The 15,785-nt window shown below is 44.1% G+C and carries 15 protein-coding genes; 14 read left to right on the plus strand and 1 reads right to left on the minus strand.

Translation table 11 applies throughout. The features are described 5' to 3' along the window. A partial coding sequence (gene pyrE / locus WAM07_RS01560; RefSeq protein WP_422164194.1) for an orotate phosphoribosyltransferase occupies positions 1–458 on the plus strand: 458 nt, incomplete at its 5' end. A 168-nt stretch (positions 459–626) separates the two neighbouring features. Continuing rightward, positions 627–794 carry a hypothetical protein gene (locus WAM07_RS01565; RefSeq protein WP_223254276.1) on the plus strand — a complete coding sequence of 56 codons (168 nt, stop codon included), beginning with the start codon at positions 627–629 and terminating at the stop codon, positions 792–794. A 95-nt stretch (positions 795–889) separates the two neighbouring features. Here the strand turns inward: WAM07_RS01565 and WAM07_RS01570 are convergent, their stop codons facing one another. Continuing rightward, a complete protein-coding gene (locus WAM07_RS01570; RefSeq protein ID WP_422164196.1) occupies positions 890–2,626 on the minus strand; it encodes an Rqc2 family fibronectin-binding protein in 1,737 nt (578 codons plus the stop codon). Positions 2,627–2,807: 181 nt separating this feature from the next. Here WAM07_RS01570 and WAM07_RS01575 point away from each other — a divergent pair, with 181 nt between their 5' ends. From WAM07_RS01575 to rpe, 12 genes are all read left to right on the plus strand, one after another. Beyond that, complete coding sequence (locus tag WAM07_RS01575; protein ID WP_422164198.1) at positions 2,808–3,689, plus strand: YicC/YloC family endoribonuclease; 882 nt, start codon at positions 2,808–2,810, stop codon at positions 3,687–3,689. 80 nt (positions 3,690–3,769) lie between these two features. After that, entirely contained in the window at positions 3,770–4,033 is a 264-nt protein-coding gene (gene remA / locus WAM07_RS01580; RefSeq protein ID WP_422164200.1) for an extracellular matrix/biofilm regulator RemA, read from the plus strand. 13 nt (positions 4,034–4,046) lie between these two features. Then, positions 4,047–4,661 (plus strand): guanylate kinase, encoded by a 615-nt coding sequence (gmk, locus tag WAM07_RS01585; RefSeq protein WP_422164202.1) that lies wholly within the window; start codon positions 4,047–4,049, stop codon positions 4,659–4,661. 3 nt (positions 4,662–4,664) lie between these two features. Continuing rightward, positions 4,665–4,892: a DNA-directed RNA polymerase subunit omega gene (rpoZ, locus tag WAM07_RS01590; protein WP_014643150.1), complete on the plus strand. Its 228-nt coding sequence runs from the start codon at positions 4,665–4,667 to the stop codon at positions 4,890–4,892. A 100-nt stretch (positions 4,893–4,992) separates the two neighbouring features. Beyond that, the gene (coaBC, locus tag WAM07_RS01595; RefSeq protein ID WP_422164204.1) at positions 4,993–6,198 is read left to right on the plus strand and encodes a bifunctional phosphopantothenoylcysteine decarboxylase/phosphopantothenate--cysteine ligase CoaBC; all 1,206 of its coding nucleotides are present in this window, start codon (positions 4,993–4,995) and stop codon (positions 6,196–6,198) included. Next, complete coding sequence (gene priA / locus WAM07_RS01600; protein WP_422164206.1) at positions 6,195–8,606, plus strand: primosomal protein N'; 2,412 nt, start codon at positions 6,195–6,197, stop codon at positions 8,604–8,606. Before coaBC ends, priA begins: the two co-directional genes overlap by 4 nt. A gap of 16 nt (positions 8,607–8,622) precedes the next feature. Further along, positions 8,623–9,570 carry a methionyl-tRNA formyltransferase gene (gene fmt / locus WAM07_RS01605; RefSeq protein ID WP_422164208.1) on the plus strand — a complete coding sequence of 316 codons (948 nt, stop codon included), beginning with the start codon at positions 8,623–8,625 and terminating at the stop codon, positions 9,568–9,570. Then, a complete protein-coding gene (gene rsmB / locus WAM07_RS01610) occupies positions 9,563–10,915 on the plus strand; it encodes a 16S rRNA (cytosine(967)-C(5))-methyltransferase RsmB (protein ID WP_422164210.1) in 1,353 nt (450 codons plus the stop codon). Before fmt ends, rsmB begins: the two co-directional genes overlap by 8 nt. A 129-nt stretch (positions 10,916–11,044) precedes the next feature. Then, on the plus strand, positions 11,045–11,803 hold the full coding sequence (locus tag WAM07_RS01615; RefSeq protein ID WP_422164212.1) for a Stp1/IreP family PP2C-type Ser/Thr phosphatase: 759 nt from the start codon (positions 11,045–11,047) through the stop codon (positions 11,801–11,803). After that, the gene (pknB, locus tag WAM07_RS01620; RefSeq protein ID WP_422164214.1) at positions 11,803–13,896 is read left to right on the plus strand and encodes a Stk1 family PASTA domain-containing Ser/Thr kinase; all 2,094 of its coding nucleotides are present in this window, start codon (positions 11,803–11,805) and stop codon (positions 13,894–13,896) included. The genes WAM07_RS01615 and pknB overlap by 1 nt, the downstream gene beginning before the upstream one ends. Before the next feature lie 12 nt (positions 13,897–13,908). Continuing rightward, on the plus strand, positions 13,909–14,790 hold the full coding sequence (rsgA, locus tag WAM07_RS01625) for a ribosome small subunit-dependent GTPase A (protein ID WP_422164216.1): 882 nt from the start codon (positions 13,909–13,911) through the stop codon (positions 14,788–14,790). A 2-nt stretch (positions 14,791–14,792) separates the two neighbouring features. Continuing rightward, complete coding sequence (gene rpe / locus WAM07_RS01630; RefSeq protein ID WP_422164218.1) at positions 14,793–15,455, plus strand: ribulose-phosphate 3-epimerase; 663 nt, start codon at positions 14,793–14,795, stop codon at positions 15,453–15,455. Positions 15,456–15,785 lie beyond the last annotated feature (330 nt).

Below are 15,785 nucleotides of genomic sequence, written 5' to 3' on the forward strand. Positions count from 1 at the left end.
TAATTAAAGAGCTTGAGCTGGATGTCGATGTGATTGCTGGATGTGCAACTGCTGGTATCCCTCATGCAGCCTGGGTAGCTGAGCGACTGGATCTGCCGATGGTGTACGTTCGCTCGTCACCAAAGAAACATGGGAAAGAGAATCAAATTGAAGGGCACATTGAAAAGGGGCAGCGCGCCGTGGTAATCGAAGATTTGATTTCTACAGGTAAGTCCTCCATTGAGTCTGCCCAAGCATTACGGATGGCTGGAGTAGAAGTAGAAACGGTGCTGTCTATCTTTACCTACAATTTAGAAAGAGCAAATGAAGCCTTTCTGGAAAGTGAGTTGTCTTACCAATCGCTGGCGAGCTTTGACCAGTTGTTGCTTCAATTAATTCAGCAAGGTCAATTGAAAGAGAAAGAAGTCCAGTTACTGAATGAGTGGAAAAAAGATCCCGCTGTCTTTACGCAAAATTAACATAGCGTCAGTTGCTATTTGGAGCGTCTCCTAGTAGGATGGAATCATCAGAAAGTAATGGTGATGATATTGAAATCAAGAAAGCATTCTTTTTTCATATTAATGAACGCGTCCCTGGGGTTACTCACGTGCTTTGTATATTTATATACGTGGGTGGCTTTTTCTTTCATGGAATCCATGTTTTCCTGGCAGCCTCTGTTGAGCCTGGCAGGTTCGATTACGCTTTTTATCCTATGGAACATGTATATGCTGAAGAGAGAAAGAAACCGGTACTGGGCGCAGGCTATTTTTTCTTATGTTGGTTCCATTGTTATTTTTGCCTATTTTTTAACGTGAAAGAACAGTTTTCTGGTGACTTTTAAGCAGCAAGGACCATAAAATAATGGAGGGGGCCCGAGTTCAACTCGGGCACCCTCCATTATTATTTGGACTTAACTTTCTTTGCTTTTCTCTTTTGCTGCCCGTCTCAGTTCTCTAACATATGAGAATTCGGGGGTAACGAAAAGAGTTTGTTGATGGTCATAGGTAACAAAGCCAGGCTTAGCTCCAGACGGTTTTTTCACATGCTTGATTTGAGTATAGTCCACAGGAACAGTAGAAGACTGGCTGGATTTACTGAAATTAGCTGCCAGCTGAGCTGCTTCAAGTAAAGTGTCCTCACTCGGAGCATCATTTCGAATAACCACGTGCGAACCTGGGATATCCTTCGCATGCAGCCATATATCGGATTTGTTAGCCATACGATTAGTTAAATATTCATTCTGCTTATTGTTCCTACCGACATAAATCAGCGTACCGTCACTCGATAAAAAGCTTTCCGGTGCCGGCTTCTGAGGTTTGTTCTTTTTCTTGCCGTGATAGGAAGGTTTCTTCTTCATATACCCTTGTTCTCTTAGTTCGTCCCTGATTTCTTCAATGTCCTGCTCACGGGCTGTTTCTACTTGTTGAATCAACCGTTCGAAATATTGAATTTCCTCTTCTGCCTTTTTTACTTCCTGCTGAACAACCTGCTTAGATTTTTTCAGTTTCTGATACGTTTGGAAATAGTTTTGAGCATTTTCACTTGGTGACTTATTTGGATTCAGTTCAATAGTCAGTTCTGACTGATCAGGATCATAATAGTCTACGACTGTAACTTCAGAGTCTCCATTTTGCACCATATGCATGTGAGCTGTTAACAATTCGCCTAGACGCTGATACTCTTCCGCTGATTCTGAACGTTTTAACGTCTGTTCATGCTTTTTAATTTTTCGCTTATTTTTGTCCCGCTCATTTTTTAGGAAGCGATACAGATCGCCTGCTTGCTGTTTTACTCGGTCTCTTTCTGCTTTCCCTGAATAATAACCGTCCAGCATTCCACTGACCGTGTCATAAGTTTCAACTTTTTCTGAAAAAGAGTGGAGGGGAAACACATAAAACTGTTCCCGTTCCGCTAAATGAACACGAGGTTCGTAGTCATGATTCAGAATACGCTCCCGAACATCCCCATAAGCCTCGGCATAGGCTTTTCGTCCACCAAGTTTTGCCTGGTGGGCAATTTCTTTTGTGATCATCGGGGAAAAGCCCATTACGGTTCTAAGGATTTGCTGATCGATTTTTCCAGCGTTAAAATCGAGCTTTCTTAACAATGTATCAGGTTCTAGATCGATAGGGCTTGTTTTCCCTTGCTCAGGCGGCAGTTTATAAGGCTGGCCGGGCATGATGGTCCGGTGCCGGTTCTGAGAAGGAGGGAGATGTTTAATGCTGTCGAGAATGTGTCCCTGCTCTTCGTCAACTAACAGGATGTTCGAATGTTTGCCCATGACTTCGATAATTAAAGTCTTAAGTGTTTCATCGCCTACTTCGTTGCGAGTCCGCACCTGAAATTTTACAATTCGCTCCATGCTGACCTGTTCAATGCTTTCAATAAATCCTCCGACCAGATGCTTACGGAGAAGCATACATAGCATCGGCGGTTCTTTGGGGTTATTATAATCGTCCTTTGTTAAATGAAAGCGTGCATAGCTCGGATGAGCTGATAATAATAAGGAATGATTTTTACGCTGTGCACGAACCGTAAATACAAGTTCTGTATCTGTAGGCTGATAGATTTTCATAATTCGTCCGGACTGGATCGTTTCCTCCAGTTCGTGGGTGATCGCCCGGGTTACAATTCCGTCAAAAGACATTGTCTTCACCTCTCTAATGTTGACAGTATAGCATGTTTTGCCCGCCTCTACACGACCAAAGGCTGGGAATATCACTGCTTATGCGATTCTCTTATAAGTCAGACCTTAGGTCAATGATTCGCGTTTACACTCCCCCTTTTGGTAAAATAGGATTAAATAACGAACGTAAAGGTGATGGATCATGGTTAATAGTATGACAGGGTATGGGAAAAGCTCCACCGAAGTAGGAGAATCCAGGGTTTTGATCGAAATACGCTCGGTCAATCATAGATATTTGGACATTTCCCCCAAAATGCCAAGAACCCTGCTTTTTTTAGAGGAAAAAATTAAAAAAGTCGTCAGGAATAAGATGGAGCGAGGTCGAATAGATCTGTTTATTTCCCTGGAGGGTCAGGGACTATTTGAAAAAAAAGTGTCTGTGGATTGGAATGTCCTTGATCAATACATAAACAGACTGCATGAAGTGAAGGATCGGTACGATTTGACGGGGGATATATCTATTGATATGGTATCCAAGTTAGACGATGTTTTCTTTACCGAGGATATAGAGGATGACACAAACGAACTCCAGCGATCCCTTTTATCTACATTGGAACAAGCTCTCGATCAGTTAATTATTATGCGGGAGAACGAAGGGAAAAGGCTTACAGAAGACCTCCAGGCACGTGCCTCAAGCGTAAGTCATCTGCTTGAAAAACTTGAATCCCGACGTCCGGTCGTTGTTAATGAATACAAGGATAGGATTCGTACTAGAATTGAGGATTACGTGAAGGAAGAAATTCAGCCGGATGATGCCCGTATTCTTCAGGAAGTGGGGCTGTTAGCTGAAAAAGGGGATGTCACGGAGGAATTTACTAGGCTGCGTTCTCATATCTTTCAATTTACCAAGACACTTGAACAGACAGGATCGGTTGGAAGGCGGCTTGATTTTATTGTTCAGGAGATGCACCGCGAGGTAAATACAATTGGATCGAAATCCAATGATTCAAAAGTGACAGGGTGGGTTATAGAATTAAAGAGTGAAATAGAGAAAATGAAAGAACAAGTACAAAATGTTGAATAGTAATTGTGTTTATGACTAGTTTTTTCTTATAATAGAGGTAATGATTATTTTGTCCTGGTCAAAAGAAGGAGGAGTCAGCTTTGAGTCTAAGGTTAATCAATATCGGTTTTGGTAACGTAGTATCTGCCAACCGTATCATTTCTATCGTGTCACCGGAGTCTGCACCTATTAAACGTATTATTACGGTTGCGCGTGACAATAATAAATTAGTAGATGCTACATACGGTCGTCGTACACGCGCCGTTATTATTACTGACAGTGATCATGTAGTCCTGTCAGCTGTACAGCCGGAAACGGTAGGGCAGCGTGTAATCAGCAGCGACGAGATGTCCGACGAGAACTAGGAGGATTTTTGCAGTGATAGATGAGAAGGGAATACTATTTATACTTTCCGGCCCCTCGGGTGTAGGAAAAGGAACAGTAAGAAAAGCGCTGTTCGACCAATCTACCGACCTTCGTTATTCCATCTCTATGACGACCCGCAATCCCCGGGATGGGGAAGTAGACGGGATTGATTATTTCTTTAAGTCAAGAGAGGAGTTCGAAAAACTGATCAGTGAAGGTCAGCTGATCGAGCATGCTGAGTATGTAGGCAATTATTATGGAACGCCTCGTCAATACGTGGAAAAAACGTTGAACGAGGGCAAGGATGTTTTCTTAGAAATTGAAGTCCAGGGCGCCCTTAAAGTCCGTGAGAACTTTCCGCAAGGCGTGTTCATATTTTTAATTCCACCTTCCCTGGAGGAATTAAAAGACAGAATTGTGAATCGTGGCACAGAAACGGAAGATAAAGTTAAGAACCGTTTGCATGCGGCTAAAGAAGAAATCGATATGATGGACGCCTACGACTATGTCGTCGTCAATGATGAAATTGACAATGCGGTTACGAAAGTGCAATCCATTGTCGCAAGTGAACATTGCAAACGTGAGCGAGTAGCTCATCAGTATAAAAAAGCATTGGAGGATGAATAAATTATGATGTTAGAACCGTCCATTGATTCTTTACAGAAACAAATCAAATCCAAGTACACATTGGTAACCTTATCAGCAAGAAGAGCCCGTGAATTGAAGCAGGGCAGTGCTCCAATGGTAGATAAACCAACTTCCCACCAGCACGTGGGTGTGGCGTTGGAAGAAATTCGTGATGGTAAACTCGACTACACGTATTCCGACGAAATACAGTCTCGTACAGAAACCACATAAAGCTACGAGCTTCTTGAATAATTTGTAGAAAAAGCCGCGCTTCCTGGTTGTTATAGCGCGGCTTTTCCTATCCTTTACAGGAACGGAGGAGGACGGACCTATGTTAGAAGGGAAGAAGATCGTCTTAGGAGTATCTGGAGGAATTGCAGCGTATAAAGCAGCAGCCCTTACAAGTAAACTGGCGCAGGCTGGAGCTGAAGTGAGAGTGATCATGACAGAGAGCGCTCATCATTTTGTTGGCCCAAACACCTTTCAGGCTCTATCCAGACGACCGGTTTACACCGACACATTTAAAGAAGTCGACCCGACTCAAATCCAGCACATTGATCTGGCAGACTGGGCAGATTTATTTTTGCTTGCCCCTGCGACGGCGAACATTATTGGAAAATTAGCAGGAGGAATTGCCGACGATATGCTTTCAACTACCCTGCTTGCAACAGAAGCTCCTGTCTATATAGCACCTGCGATGAATGTGCATATGTATAGCCACCCTGCGGTAATTAAGAATCTGAAGCAATTGGATGAATGGGGTTTTCGCTTTATAGAACCGGGTGAAGGGTACTTAGCATGCGGTTATGTAGGTAAAGGTCGTTTAGAAGAACCGGAAAGCATCGTACAGGTGCTGGAAAACGAGTTTAATAAAACAACGGTTCTAAAGGGTAAACGAGTTCTCATTACAGCAGGACCTACACGTGAAAATATTGATCCTGTCCGCTATTTTACGAACCCTTCGACAGGAAGGATGGGATTTGCACTGGCCCGTCAGGCTTCGCTTATGGGAGCAGAGGTCACACTTATCACAGGTCCGGTCGATTTAGACACACCGGGAGGCGTCAAAAGAATTGACATTATAACAGCTGAGGATATGTATCAGGCAGTATTAAAAGAATATCCCCAACAGGATTTTGTGATTAAATCTGCAGCTGTTGCAGACTACAAGCCTAAGGTGACCTATGAGCATAAGATGAAAAAATCCTCAGGCGATTACGCTGTCGAAATGGAACGAACAAAGGACATCCTAAAAGAGCTTGGCAGGCAGAAAGAACACCAGTATTTAATCGGCTTTGCGGCGGAGACGAATGACCTTGAGGGTTACGGAAGACAAAAGCTTGAGAAAAAGAATCTCGATGCGATTGTGATTAATAACGTGGCTGAGGAAGGTTCTGGTTTCGGTCATGATACGAACGCTTCACTCATGATATTCAGTACAGGTAAAGAAAACACATTCCCCTTAATGTCTAAGGACGACCTGGCCCGTAAAATCCTTGAAGAGTCTGTTCATGATATGAAGGGTGAATCTTCGTGACCATTGCCAATGTGATTGTTGATGTCCCCTCACAAAATACGAACCGCCCCTTTGACTACGGAATTCCAAAGAAGTTTGAAGGAATTGTCCAGCCGGGGGTCAGGGTGATTATCCCTTTTGGCCCCCGGAAAATAATGGGGTATGTCGTATCTCTTTCAGAGGAGAGCGACTTTTCAAAAATAAAAAATATTATCGATGTCCTGGACGTAACACCGGTACTCACAGAGGAATTGCTCGAGCTTGGAAAATGGCTCTCACAAAAGACACTTAGTTACTATATTTCCTGTCTTCAGGTGATGCTTCCACAAGTGATGAAAGCAAAATATAGAAAAGAACTCTGGAAGCTTACAGATGAGTATCTTCAATCGGATTTAGATCCATTGTTTGATGGAAGAGCTGTCATTGACTATGAAGAATTTGAACAATCCAATCTCAGCTATAAAATGCTCAGGAAGCATATAGATGATGGGGAAGTGGATGTTCATTATGAAGTGAAAAGCAGGGAAACAAAAAAAGTCACCAGCATGCTGGAGCCTCAAATGGATACCATGCAGCTTGAAGAAGTGCTTGTGGACTTATCCAAGCAAGCTAAAAAACAGAGGGCGATTGTCGAATATTTTATGGATCATAGAGAACCGATTCCGAAAAAACAACTGCTTCAGACACTGGGAACGACTGCTGCCTCCGTTAAACCTTTGGTGAAACAGGGAGTACTTCAGGAATATGAGCAGGAAGTTTTCCGGGATCCTTATCAAAACCGAATTTTTGAAAGGACCGAGCCATTTCCTCTTACCGACGAACAATCCAAGGCTATAGAACCGATTTTGTCATCCATAGAACAAAGACAGCATGAAGTGTTTTTGCTTCATGGTGTAACTGGAAGTGGTAAGACAGAAGTCTACTTACAATCTATTCAGCAGGTCATAGACGATGGAAAAGAGGCGATCATGCTTGTACCTGAAATTGCCTTAACTCCCCAGATGGTAGAGCGATTTAAAGGACGGTTTGGCTCAAAAGTAGCCGTGCTGCACAGTGCCCTTTCTGCAGGAGAAAAATATGATGAGTGGCGAAAGATTCAGCGGAAAGAAGTTCAGGTTGTAGTAGGTGCCCGATCGGCCATTTTTGCTCCCTTTTCAAATATTGGGATCATCATTATCGACGAAGAGCATGAAAACAGCTATAAGCAGGAAGACCGGACACGTTATCATGCAAGAGATGTGGCCATCGAGCGGGCAAGCCGCCATGGATCTCCGGTTGTTCTGGGGAGTGCAACCCCCGCTCTTGAAACTTATGCCCGCGCAGCCAAAGGTAATTATCATTTGCTAACGTTATCAAAGCGGATGAATAATGCCGTGATGCCTGAAGTAGAACTCGTGGATATGCGGGAGGAGCTTCATGAAGGCAATCGATCTATGTTTTCCAGAGTACTTAAAGAGAAAATCGAAGAGCGGCTGGCACGCAGGGAACAGGTTGTTTTGTTCCTGAATCGAAGGGGCTATTCCACCTTTGTCATGTGCCGGGACTGCGGTCACGTAATGGAATGTCCGCACTGTGATATCGCGCTGACCTATCATAAAAATCAAAATCGCCTCAAGTGCCACTACTGCTCTCATGAAGAGCCTATGCCAACAGAATGCCCTGAATGTGAAAGTAAAACCATTCGTTATTTTGGCACCGGAACGCAAAAGGTAGAAGAAGTTCTTCAGCAGCTTATACCGGAAGCGGAAGTAATCAGGATGGATGTAGATACCACCAGAAGAAAAGGCGCTCATGAAAAACTCCTGCAGCAATTTGGAGATAAAAAAGCCGATATACTGCTCGGTACACAGATGATTGCCAAAGGATTGGATTTTGGTAATGTGACCCTGGTAGGAGTGCTGGCCGCAGATGCTCTTCTTAATCTTCCTGACTTTCGTGCCTCTGAAAAAACCTTCCAGCTTATTACTCAGGTAAGCGGACGAGCCGGACGCCATGAGAAACCGGGTGAAGTCATTATTCAGACTTACACACCTGAGCACTACAGTGTGGAGCTCGCTAGTCAGTATGAATACGAGCAGTTTTTCCAAGAAGAAATGAAGCTAAGAAAAGCTTTTAATTATCCTCCTTATTATTTTCTGACCTTATTTACGGTTTCTCATCCCAACGAGCTGAAGGTTCAGGAAGTTACTCAAAAGATTGTGCAGTTTATGCGACAGAAGTTATCCGATCAGTCTATGGTGCTTGGACCAACCCCCTCCGCACTTACTCGGATCAATAATAGATATCGCTATCAATGCATGGTAAAATACAAGAAGGAACCAGAGCAGCGAAAGCTCGTAGAACGGATCTTGCACTACTATGAAGATGAAATGAAACAGGAAAATGGACTGCAGATCGTGGTCGATTTTCAACCGTACCAGTTGATGTAGAAAGGAGACTTGCTTGATGACACGCATTGCATTTATGGGGACGCCTGATTTTGCTGTCCCGGTTTTAGACCGGCTGATGGAAGGTCAATATAATGTAGTTCTCGCTGTAACTCAACCAGACAGACCGAAAGGCAGAAAGAAGGTCATGACCCCTCCGCCTGTTAAAGTCGCAGCTGAAAAGCACGGCATTCCGGTTTTCCAGCCGGAAAAGATTAAGAATGAATATGAGGAAGTATTAAAATATGAGCCTGATCTCATCATTACGGCAGCTTTCGGACAGATCCTTACTGAAGACCTGCTTCAGGCACCTGAATACGGCTGTATTAACGTTCACGCCTCGTTATTACCTGAATTCCGCGGAGGCGCTCCGATTCATTACGCTATTCTTGAAGGGAAAAAGGAAACCGGTGTCACCATTATGTATATGGTGAAGAAGCTTGATGCAGGCGATATGCTCGCTAAAACGGTTGTTCCTATTGATGACGACGATCACGTGGGAACCCTGCATGATAAACTTTCCGTAGCCGGATCTGATCTGCTCATGCAGACACTTCCTTCTTTACTGGAAGGTTCCGTCACACCACAGCGGCAGGATCATTCCCAGGCCACTTTTGCAGGAAATATTAAAAGAGAACAAGAGCTTATTAATTGGTACAGGGATCAACAGGAAGTTTATAATCACGTGCGTGGACTTCATCCCTGGCCGGTAGCTTATACTCTGTGGAATAGAAAGCCCCTTAAAGTCTGGTGGCTCGAGAAAGTGAACGGCACGTTTAATCAGGAACCAGGAACCGTTGTTGAAATTGCAGAAGACGGTTTCCTTGTGCAGACTGGTGATGGCAAGGCTGTTAAAGTTGTCGACCTGCAGCCTTCTGGTAAAAAACGAATGGACGGTCGCTCCTTCATTAACGGAACCGGTCAGTCACTAACTGAAGGCGAACGTCTGGGGGAGCACGATGAGTAAATATGTTTTGAGGGAAACGGCGCTTGACTTATTAACCCGCATTGGAGAGCAGGGCGGATTCAGTCACGTTCTGTTAGATCGCGAGATTACGAAACAGGACCTGTCCCGCCAGGACGGGGCTCTTCTTACAGAAATTGTGTATGGAACTCTGCAGCGAAGAGACTTGATTGATTATTATGTTCAGCCCTTTGTGGCGAAGCAGAAGAAAATCAAACCATGGGTACGCTGGCTTTTATATATGTCCGTCTATCAAATGGAGTTTCTTGAGCGCGTACCAGACCACGCCATTATTCACGAAGCTGTTGAAATTTCAAAGAGACGCGGTCACAAAGGGATTTCTTCTTTTACAAATGGTGTACTGAGAAGCGTTCAGCGCAAAGGCCTCCGCAGTCTGGATGAGATTGAGGATCCAGAGGAACGCTTAGCGATTGAAACGAGTCATCCTGCATGGCTGGTGAAGCGCTGGATGGATCAGTATGGCAGAAGCATTACGGAAGAAATGTGCCGCGCTAACATGCAGCATCTGCCTTTATCTGTTCGCGTGCAGCCGCTGCGGATTTCACGATTGGAAGCTATGGAGCAGTTAAGAGAAGATGGCTTCAAAGTGGAAGAAAGTCTGCTGTCTCCGCAAGGTATGGTAGTCAGTGAAGGGCAGCTTCTGAAGCATTCATTGTTTACCGAGGATAAAGTAACGATTCAGGATCAAAGTTCTATGCTTGTCGCTGAGATGATGGATCTTGAAAAAGGAATGACAATTCTTGATGCCTGCAGTGCCCCAGGGGGGAAAACCACCCATATAGCAGAGAAAATGGAAGACCAGGGCGAGATTATTGCGTATGATTTACATGCTAAAAAGGCTAAACTGGTAAATAAGAAAGCTGAACAGCTGCAGTTAACGTCTATTCAGGCAAGTCAAGCTGATTCTAGAAATCTTGCTGAATTGCATGAGGCAGCTTCATTTGATCGGATTTTACTCGATGCACCCTGTTCTGGACTGGGGGTTCTTAGGGGTAAACCGGATATTAAGTATCACAAACAACTGGAAGACGTATTTTCACTTAGGAAGATACAGGATGAACTATTGGATCGTGTCGCACCGCTTCTCAAAGAAGGTGGAAAACTGGTTTATAGTACATGTACAGTGGACCGCCACGAAAATGAAGAAGCTGTACAGCATTTTCTTAAACATCATCCTGAGTTTACAGTCGATCACGAATTCTTCAATGATCTTCCTGAGGTCATGAAAGGTTCAAAAGGTCAAAGCGACTTTGGCCTTCAGATGTTTCCGCAGGATTTTGATACAGATGGATTCTTTTTGACGAGACTAGTCAAACAATCAAAATAATTGGAGGGGTCAATCATGGCCCCCTCCTTCCAATTTTTTGCTTTTCGTGCGCAAGGGTCAGCGGTAAGTATCGAAGGAAGTTTGCCGTTACTATTGTGCCGCAGAGCTTACCGAAAATGAGGTGAGTCCATGAATGGCTTTTATCTTACAGATCAAGGCAGGGTAAGAAATCATAATGAAGATGCCGGCGGCGTATTTAAGAATGACTCCGGGCAAATCTTAGCGGTAGTTGCAGACGGAATGGGAGGGCACCGTGCAGGAGATGTAGCAAGTCAGAAAGCAGCTTCTCATCTACATAGCAAATGGCAGGAAGCAGAGAAGCTTCGTACGCCTGACGAATCTCAATCCTGGCTAAAGCTTGCCATCCAGGCAGTAAATAACGAAATTATATCTTATGCCAATCAGAATGAGGACTGTCATGGTATGGGAACAACTGTAGTCGCGGCCATTTGCACAGAAGACTTTATAACGATTGCCCATATTGGAGACAGTCGCTGCTACTATGCTAATGCGTATGGATTTAAACAGCTCACGGAAGATCATTCTCTCGTTAATGAACTTGTCCGATCTGGACAAATCACGGAGGAACAGGCTGAACATCACCCCCGCAAAAACGTGCTTCTTAAAGCGCTGGGGACGGAGTATGACATTAAAGTGGATACAAAGACACTGGAATTTGAGCCTGGAGACAGACTGCTCCTTTGCACCGATGGACTCACGAACAAAGTAAGTGATGAAGAACTGTCTAAGCTCGCTTCTTTTGAAGGAGAATGGGCGGAGTTCTGTCAGGAGTTTGTGGATCTTGCTAATGATCGCGGGGGAGAAGACAACATAACGCTTGCCGTTGTGCATTATGACAGCACAGATGAGAAAAGAGGTGCGGATTAATGCTTAACGACCGTCTCCTTAATGACCGTTACCAAATTCAGGATATGATAGGCGGCGGTGGAATGGCCAACGTCTATTTGGCGCACGATGTCATTTTAGACAGGGAAGTTGCGATTAAGATTCTTCGTTTAGAGCATGAAAATGATGAGGAATTTATTGCGCGGTTTCATAGAGAGGCTCAGTCTACTACTAGTTTAGCTCATTCGAATATAGTCAATATCTATGATGTAGGTGAAGAAGAAGATATTTACTATATGGTCATGGAGTACGTAGACGGCATGACGCTTAAGCAGTATATCCAAAAGCACAGTCCGATCGACTTCGCGGAAGCAGTCGATATCATGAGACAAATTACATCAGCCATTTCCCATGCCCATGATAATGAAATTATCCATCGCGATATAAAGCCACAGAACATTTTGATTGATCATTACGGGCATGTAAAGGTAACCGATTTTGGGATTGCTATGGCTTTAAGTGCCACATCCCTGACTCAGACCAACTCAGTGCTTGGATCGGTTCATTACTTATCACCTGAGCAGGCTCGCGGGGGAATGGCCACAAAAAAATCAGACGTGTACTCGCTGGGCATTGTATTTTTTGAACTATTAACCGGCAGGCTTCCTTTTTCGGGAGAATCGCCGGTATCAATAGCTCTAAAGCACCTTCAGCATGAGACACCTTCGCTTCGAAGGTGGATTAACAATCTGCCGCAAAGTGTGGAAAACATTGTATTGAAAGCAACGGCTAAAGATCCTTTTCACCGTTATGAATCGGTCGTTGAGATGGAAGCGGATTTAGAAACAAGTCTGGAGCCCGACCGCGTAAATGAGCCGGCGTTTGAAACACCTGCTGAAGAAGAAGATGAGAAAACAAAGGCCATCCCTGTCATTACGGATGACACATACGGAGCCCAGGAAGAAGAGAATACAATCGTTCACAGTCAGACCAGTTCAACCCCTCCCGTGCGTGAGCGGAAGCCATCTAAACATGAGGCAGCACAGTCACCGCTTCACAAAGAGAAAAAGAAAAAAGGGGTGCGGTTCTGGCTGATCCCCATTTTAATCTTACTACTTAGCGGAGGCGCTGCCCTGTTTCTAATTCCGGGTATTATTCAGCCTGCAAACGTAGAGATGGTTGATGTATCAGGAATGGAGTATGAAGAAGCTTATAGCCAGCTAAGAGAGATGAATCTGGAAGTGAAGAGGGAAACTGAATATTCCGACGAGATTTCTGAAGGGAAGGTTATTCATACAGAACCAGAACCTGGTAAGATTATCAAGGAAGAGTCTGAAGTGGTAGTGTATGCAAGTATGGGGAAAGAGACAGCCGAGTTTAAGGATTATACGGGACAGAATTATGAAAAAGTGGAGCAGGAACTTAAAGATAAAGGATATGAGACCATTATTCCGTTTGAGGAAAGCAGTCAGCAGCCTGAAGGTGAGATTACAGCTCAACTTTCCCCTCAGGCAGGAGAAGAAGTTATTCCGGATGAAACGCGAGTGATTTTCCGGGTCAGCAGTGGACCTCCGAGAGTTAATCTTGGCGTCTTAGAAGGAATGACTGAGGAAGAGGCAACAAAATATCTGAATGAACGAAAACTTAAAGTTGACGTATCTGAGAATTATTCTGATCAGATTAAGCAAGGTGAAGTGATTTCTCAGAATCCAGAAGCCGCAACCCAGGTTAAAGAAGGATCTACGGTTTCTATTACGATTTCATTAGGACCTAAAGAAGAACCTCCAAGGACAGAAACCATTCAGATTGAGGTTCCCTTTGCACCGGAAACAGAGCAGGGTTCAGGACAGGAATCAACGGAAGAGTCCAATGAGGGGGCACAGGATCCGGAAAGTGGAACGGAGGAAGACTCCGGTGAAGGATCTGAACCGTCTCAAAGCACACAAACGACTGAACAGAAAGTACTGATTTATATTGAAGATATGGACCATAAATTATCTGATGTATTTAAAGAGGAAACCATTACAGAGGATACCGTGTTTGAAATCCCATTAACCATTAAGCCAGGAACCGAAGCATCCTACAAAGTACAAAGAGGTGACGAGGTCATTGAAGAAGGAAGTGTTCCGTATTAAGAAGGTGAAAGAATGCCAGTAGGGAAAATTATTAAAGCGTTGAGCGGTTTTTATTATGTTCTTTACGAAGGACATGTTTATCAATGCAGAGGCCGTGGAAACTTCAGGAAAAAGAAAGTGAGTCCGCTCGTAGGAGATACCGTAGAATTTAAAGCCGAAAAACAAGATGAAGGGTATATATTATCCATTGATAAGCGAAAGAATGAGTTTGTCAGACCTCCAATTTCTAATGTGGATCAGGCATTAATTGTGACATCCGCAGCCAATCCCGAGTTCAACGCTTTACTATTGGATCGCTTTCTTGTGCTAGTGGAAGCAAAACGGATTGAACCTTTCGTTGTGATTTCGAAGATGGATCAGTTAGATGAAGGAAGAGCAAAGGATATGAAAGTCTATCAACAGATGTATGAGTCAGTTGGTTATCCTGTTATCCTTTCTGCCGTGAACGATGCTGAATCCATGGAACAGATCAGGGCGCACCTGGCTGGCCGCACTACTGTCATTGCCGGTCAGTCAGGCGTTGGGAAATCATCTCTTTTGAATACGATTGATCCAAGGCTTTCAATTGACACAGACGAAATTTCTAAAAGTCTGGGACGCGGGAAGCATACCACGAGACATGTGGAGTTATATGAAATATCTGGTGGTCTTGTAGCTGATACACCCGGCTTCAGTTCACTGGAATTTGGTGACTTGCAGCTGGAACAATTACCCGAGTGTTTTCCAGAGTTTGTCCAAGTACAGGATGACTGCAAGTTTCGTGGGTGTCTGCACAATAAAGAGCCGAAATGTGCAGTGAAACACGGTGTAGAAGAAGGGGATATTTCCAAGCAGCGTTATGAACATTATCTGCAATTTCTAGAAGAAATACAAAACAGAAAGCCGAGGTATTAATAATGACAAAGATTGCTCCTTCCATTCTGGCTTCCGATTTTTCTAAATTGGGAGAAGAAATTAAAGATGTTGAACAAGGAGGCGCTGACTATATTCACGTGGACGTGATGGATGGTCATTTCGTACCTAATATTACGATTGGTCCTCTTATTGTGGATGCCATTCGTCCCTTGACCAGTCTGCCTCTTGATGTCCACTTAATGATTGAAAACCCTGATCAATATATTGAGGCTTTTGCAAAAGCCGGGGCGGATATTATTACGGTTCATCAGGAAGCCTGTCCACATTTACATCGGACTCTGCAGCTAATTAAGAGCTTTGGGGTTAAGGCCGGTGTCGTGATTAATCCAGCTACACCCGCTGAAACGATTAAACCTGTGCTCCAGGACGTTGACCTCGTGCTCCTTATGACGGTAAATCCTGGATTCGGCGGGCAATCGTTTATTGAATCTGTGGTTCCAAAAATTCAGCAGGTGGCTGATTGGCGTGAAGAGCAGTCGCTTTCCTTTGAGATAGAAATTGATGGCGGTGTAAAAGAGGAAACAGCTCCGATTTGTATTGAATCCGGTGCCGATGTACTTGTGGCCGGCAGTGCCATTTTTAAAGAAGAGGATCGCGGCCAAGCCATCGAAGTCATCCGTCATTCTGTAAAAGCTGAAAAATAATAAACTGAGAAGTTTTATGCGCCTGGAGGAGTGCCTGATGGCAGTTCCTTTAGGCTTTTTGTTTAGAAGGCTTTAATAACGTTTTGTTAATTTTTATAAAAGACTTTTTGAGCTAAAGGGCCGGTTAGTTGAAGACTCGAATTCGAGATAAATCGTGGTTCGTTACTTAAAAGGTATAGGGTTGGTTGGGAAATAACTCGCTTTCCTATGGGGGAACGGTGAGCTTCCTCGCTCGTTTCACTCCCTGCGGGATCTCACCTAGTCCCTTTTCCCATGGGAGTCTCGCCATTTCCCAACCAACCCAGCCACGGGAGAATAACGAACCCTTCC

The organism is Halobacillus sp., from assembly GCF_049282395.1.
Taxonomy (GTDB): Bacteria; Bacillota; Bacilli; order Bacillales; family Halobacillaceae; genus Halobacillus.

Bases quoted from the DNA above. Each gene is read 5' to 3' on its own strand.
- WAM07_RS01615 (WP_422164212.1), top strand. From the start codon at position 11,045: ATGAATGGCTTTTATCTTACAGATCAAGGCAGGGTAAGAAATCATAAT.
- pknB (WP_422164214.1), top strand. From the start codon at position 11,803: ATGCTTAACGACCGTCTCCTTAATGACCGTTACCAAATTCAGGATATG.
- coaBC (WP_422164204.1), top strand. From the start codon at position 4,993: ATGTTAGAAGGGAAGAAGATCGTCTTAGGAGTATCTGGAGGAATTGCA.
- WAM07_RS01565 (WP_223254276.1), top strand. From the start codon at position 627: ATGGAATCCATGTTTTCCTGGCAGCCTCTGTTGAGCCTGGCAGGTTCG.
- fmt (WP_422164208.1), top strand. From the start codon at position 8,623: ATGACACGCATTGCATTTATGGGGACGCCTGATTTTGCTGTCCCGGTT.
- rpe (WP_422164218.1), top strand. From the start codon at position 14,793: ATGACAAAGATTGCTCCTTCCATTCTGGCTTCCGATTTTTCTAAATTG.
- WAM07_RS01570 (WP_422164196.1), bottom strand. From the start codon at position 2,626: ATGTCTTTTGACGGAATTGTAACCCGGGCGATCACCCACGAACTGGAG.
- rsgA (WP_422164216.1), top strand. From the start codon at position 13,909: ATGCCAGTAGGGAAAATTATTAAAGCGTTGAGCGGTTTTTATTATGTT.
- WAM07_RS01575 (WP_422164198.1), top strand. From the start codon at position 2,808: ATGGTTAATAGTATGACAGGGTATGGGAAAAGCTCCACCGAAGTAGGA.
- rpoZ (WP_014643150.1), top strand. From the start codon at position 4,665: ATGATGTTAGAACCGTCCATTGATTCTTTACAGAAACAAATCAAATCC.
- rsmB (WP_422164210.1), top strand. From the start codon at position 9,563: ATGAGTAAATATGTTTTGAGGGAAACGGCGCTTGACTTATTAACCCGC.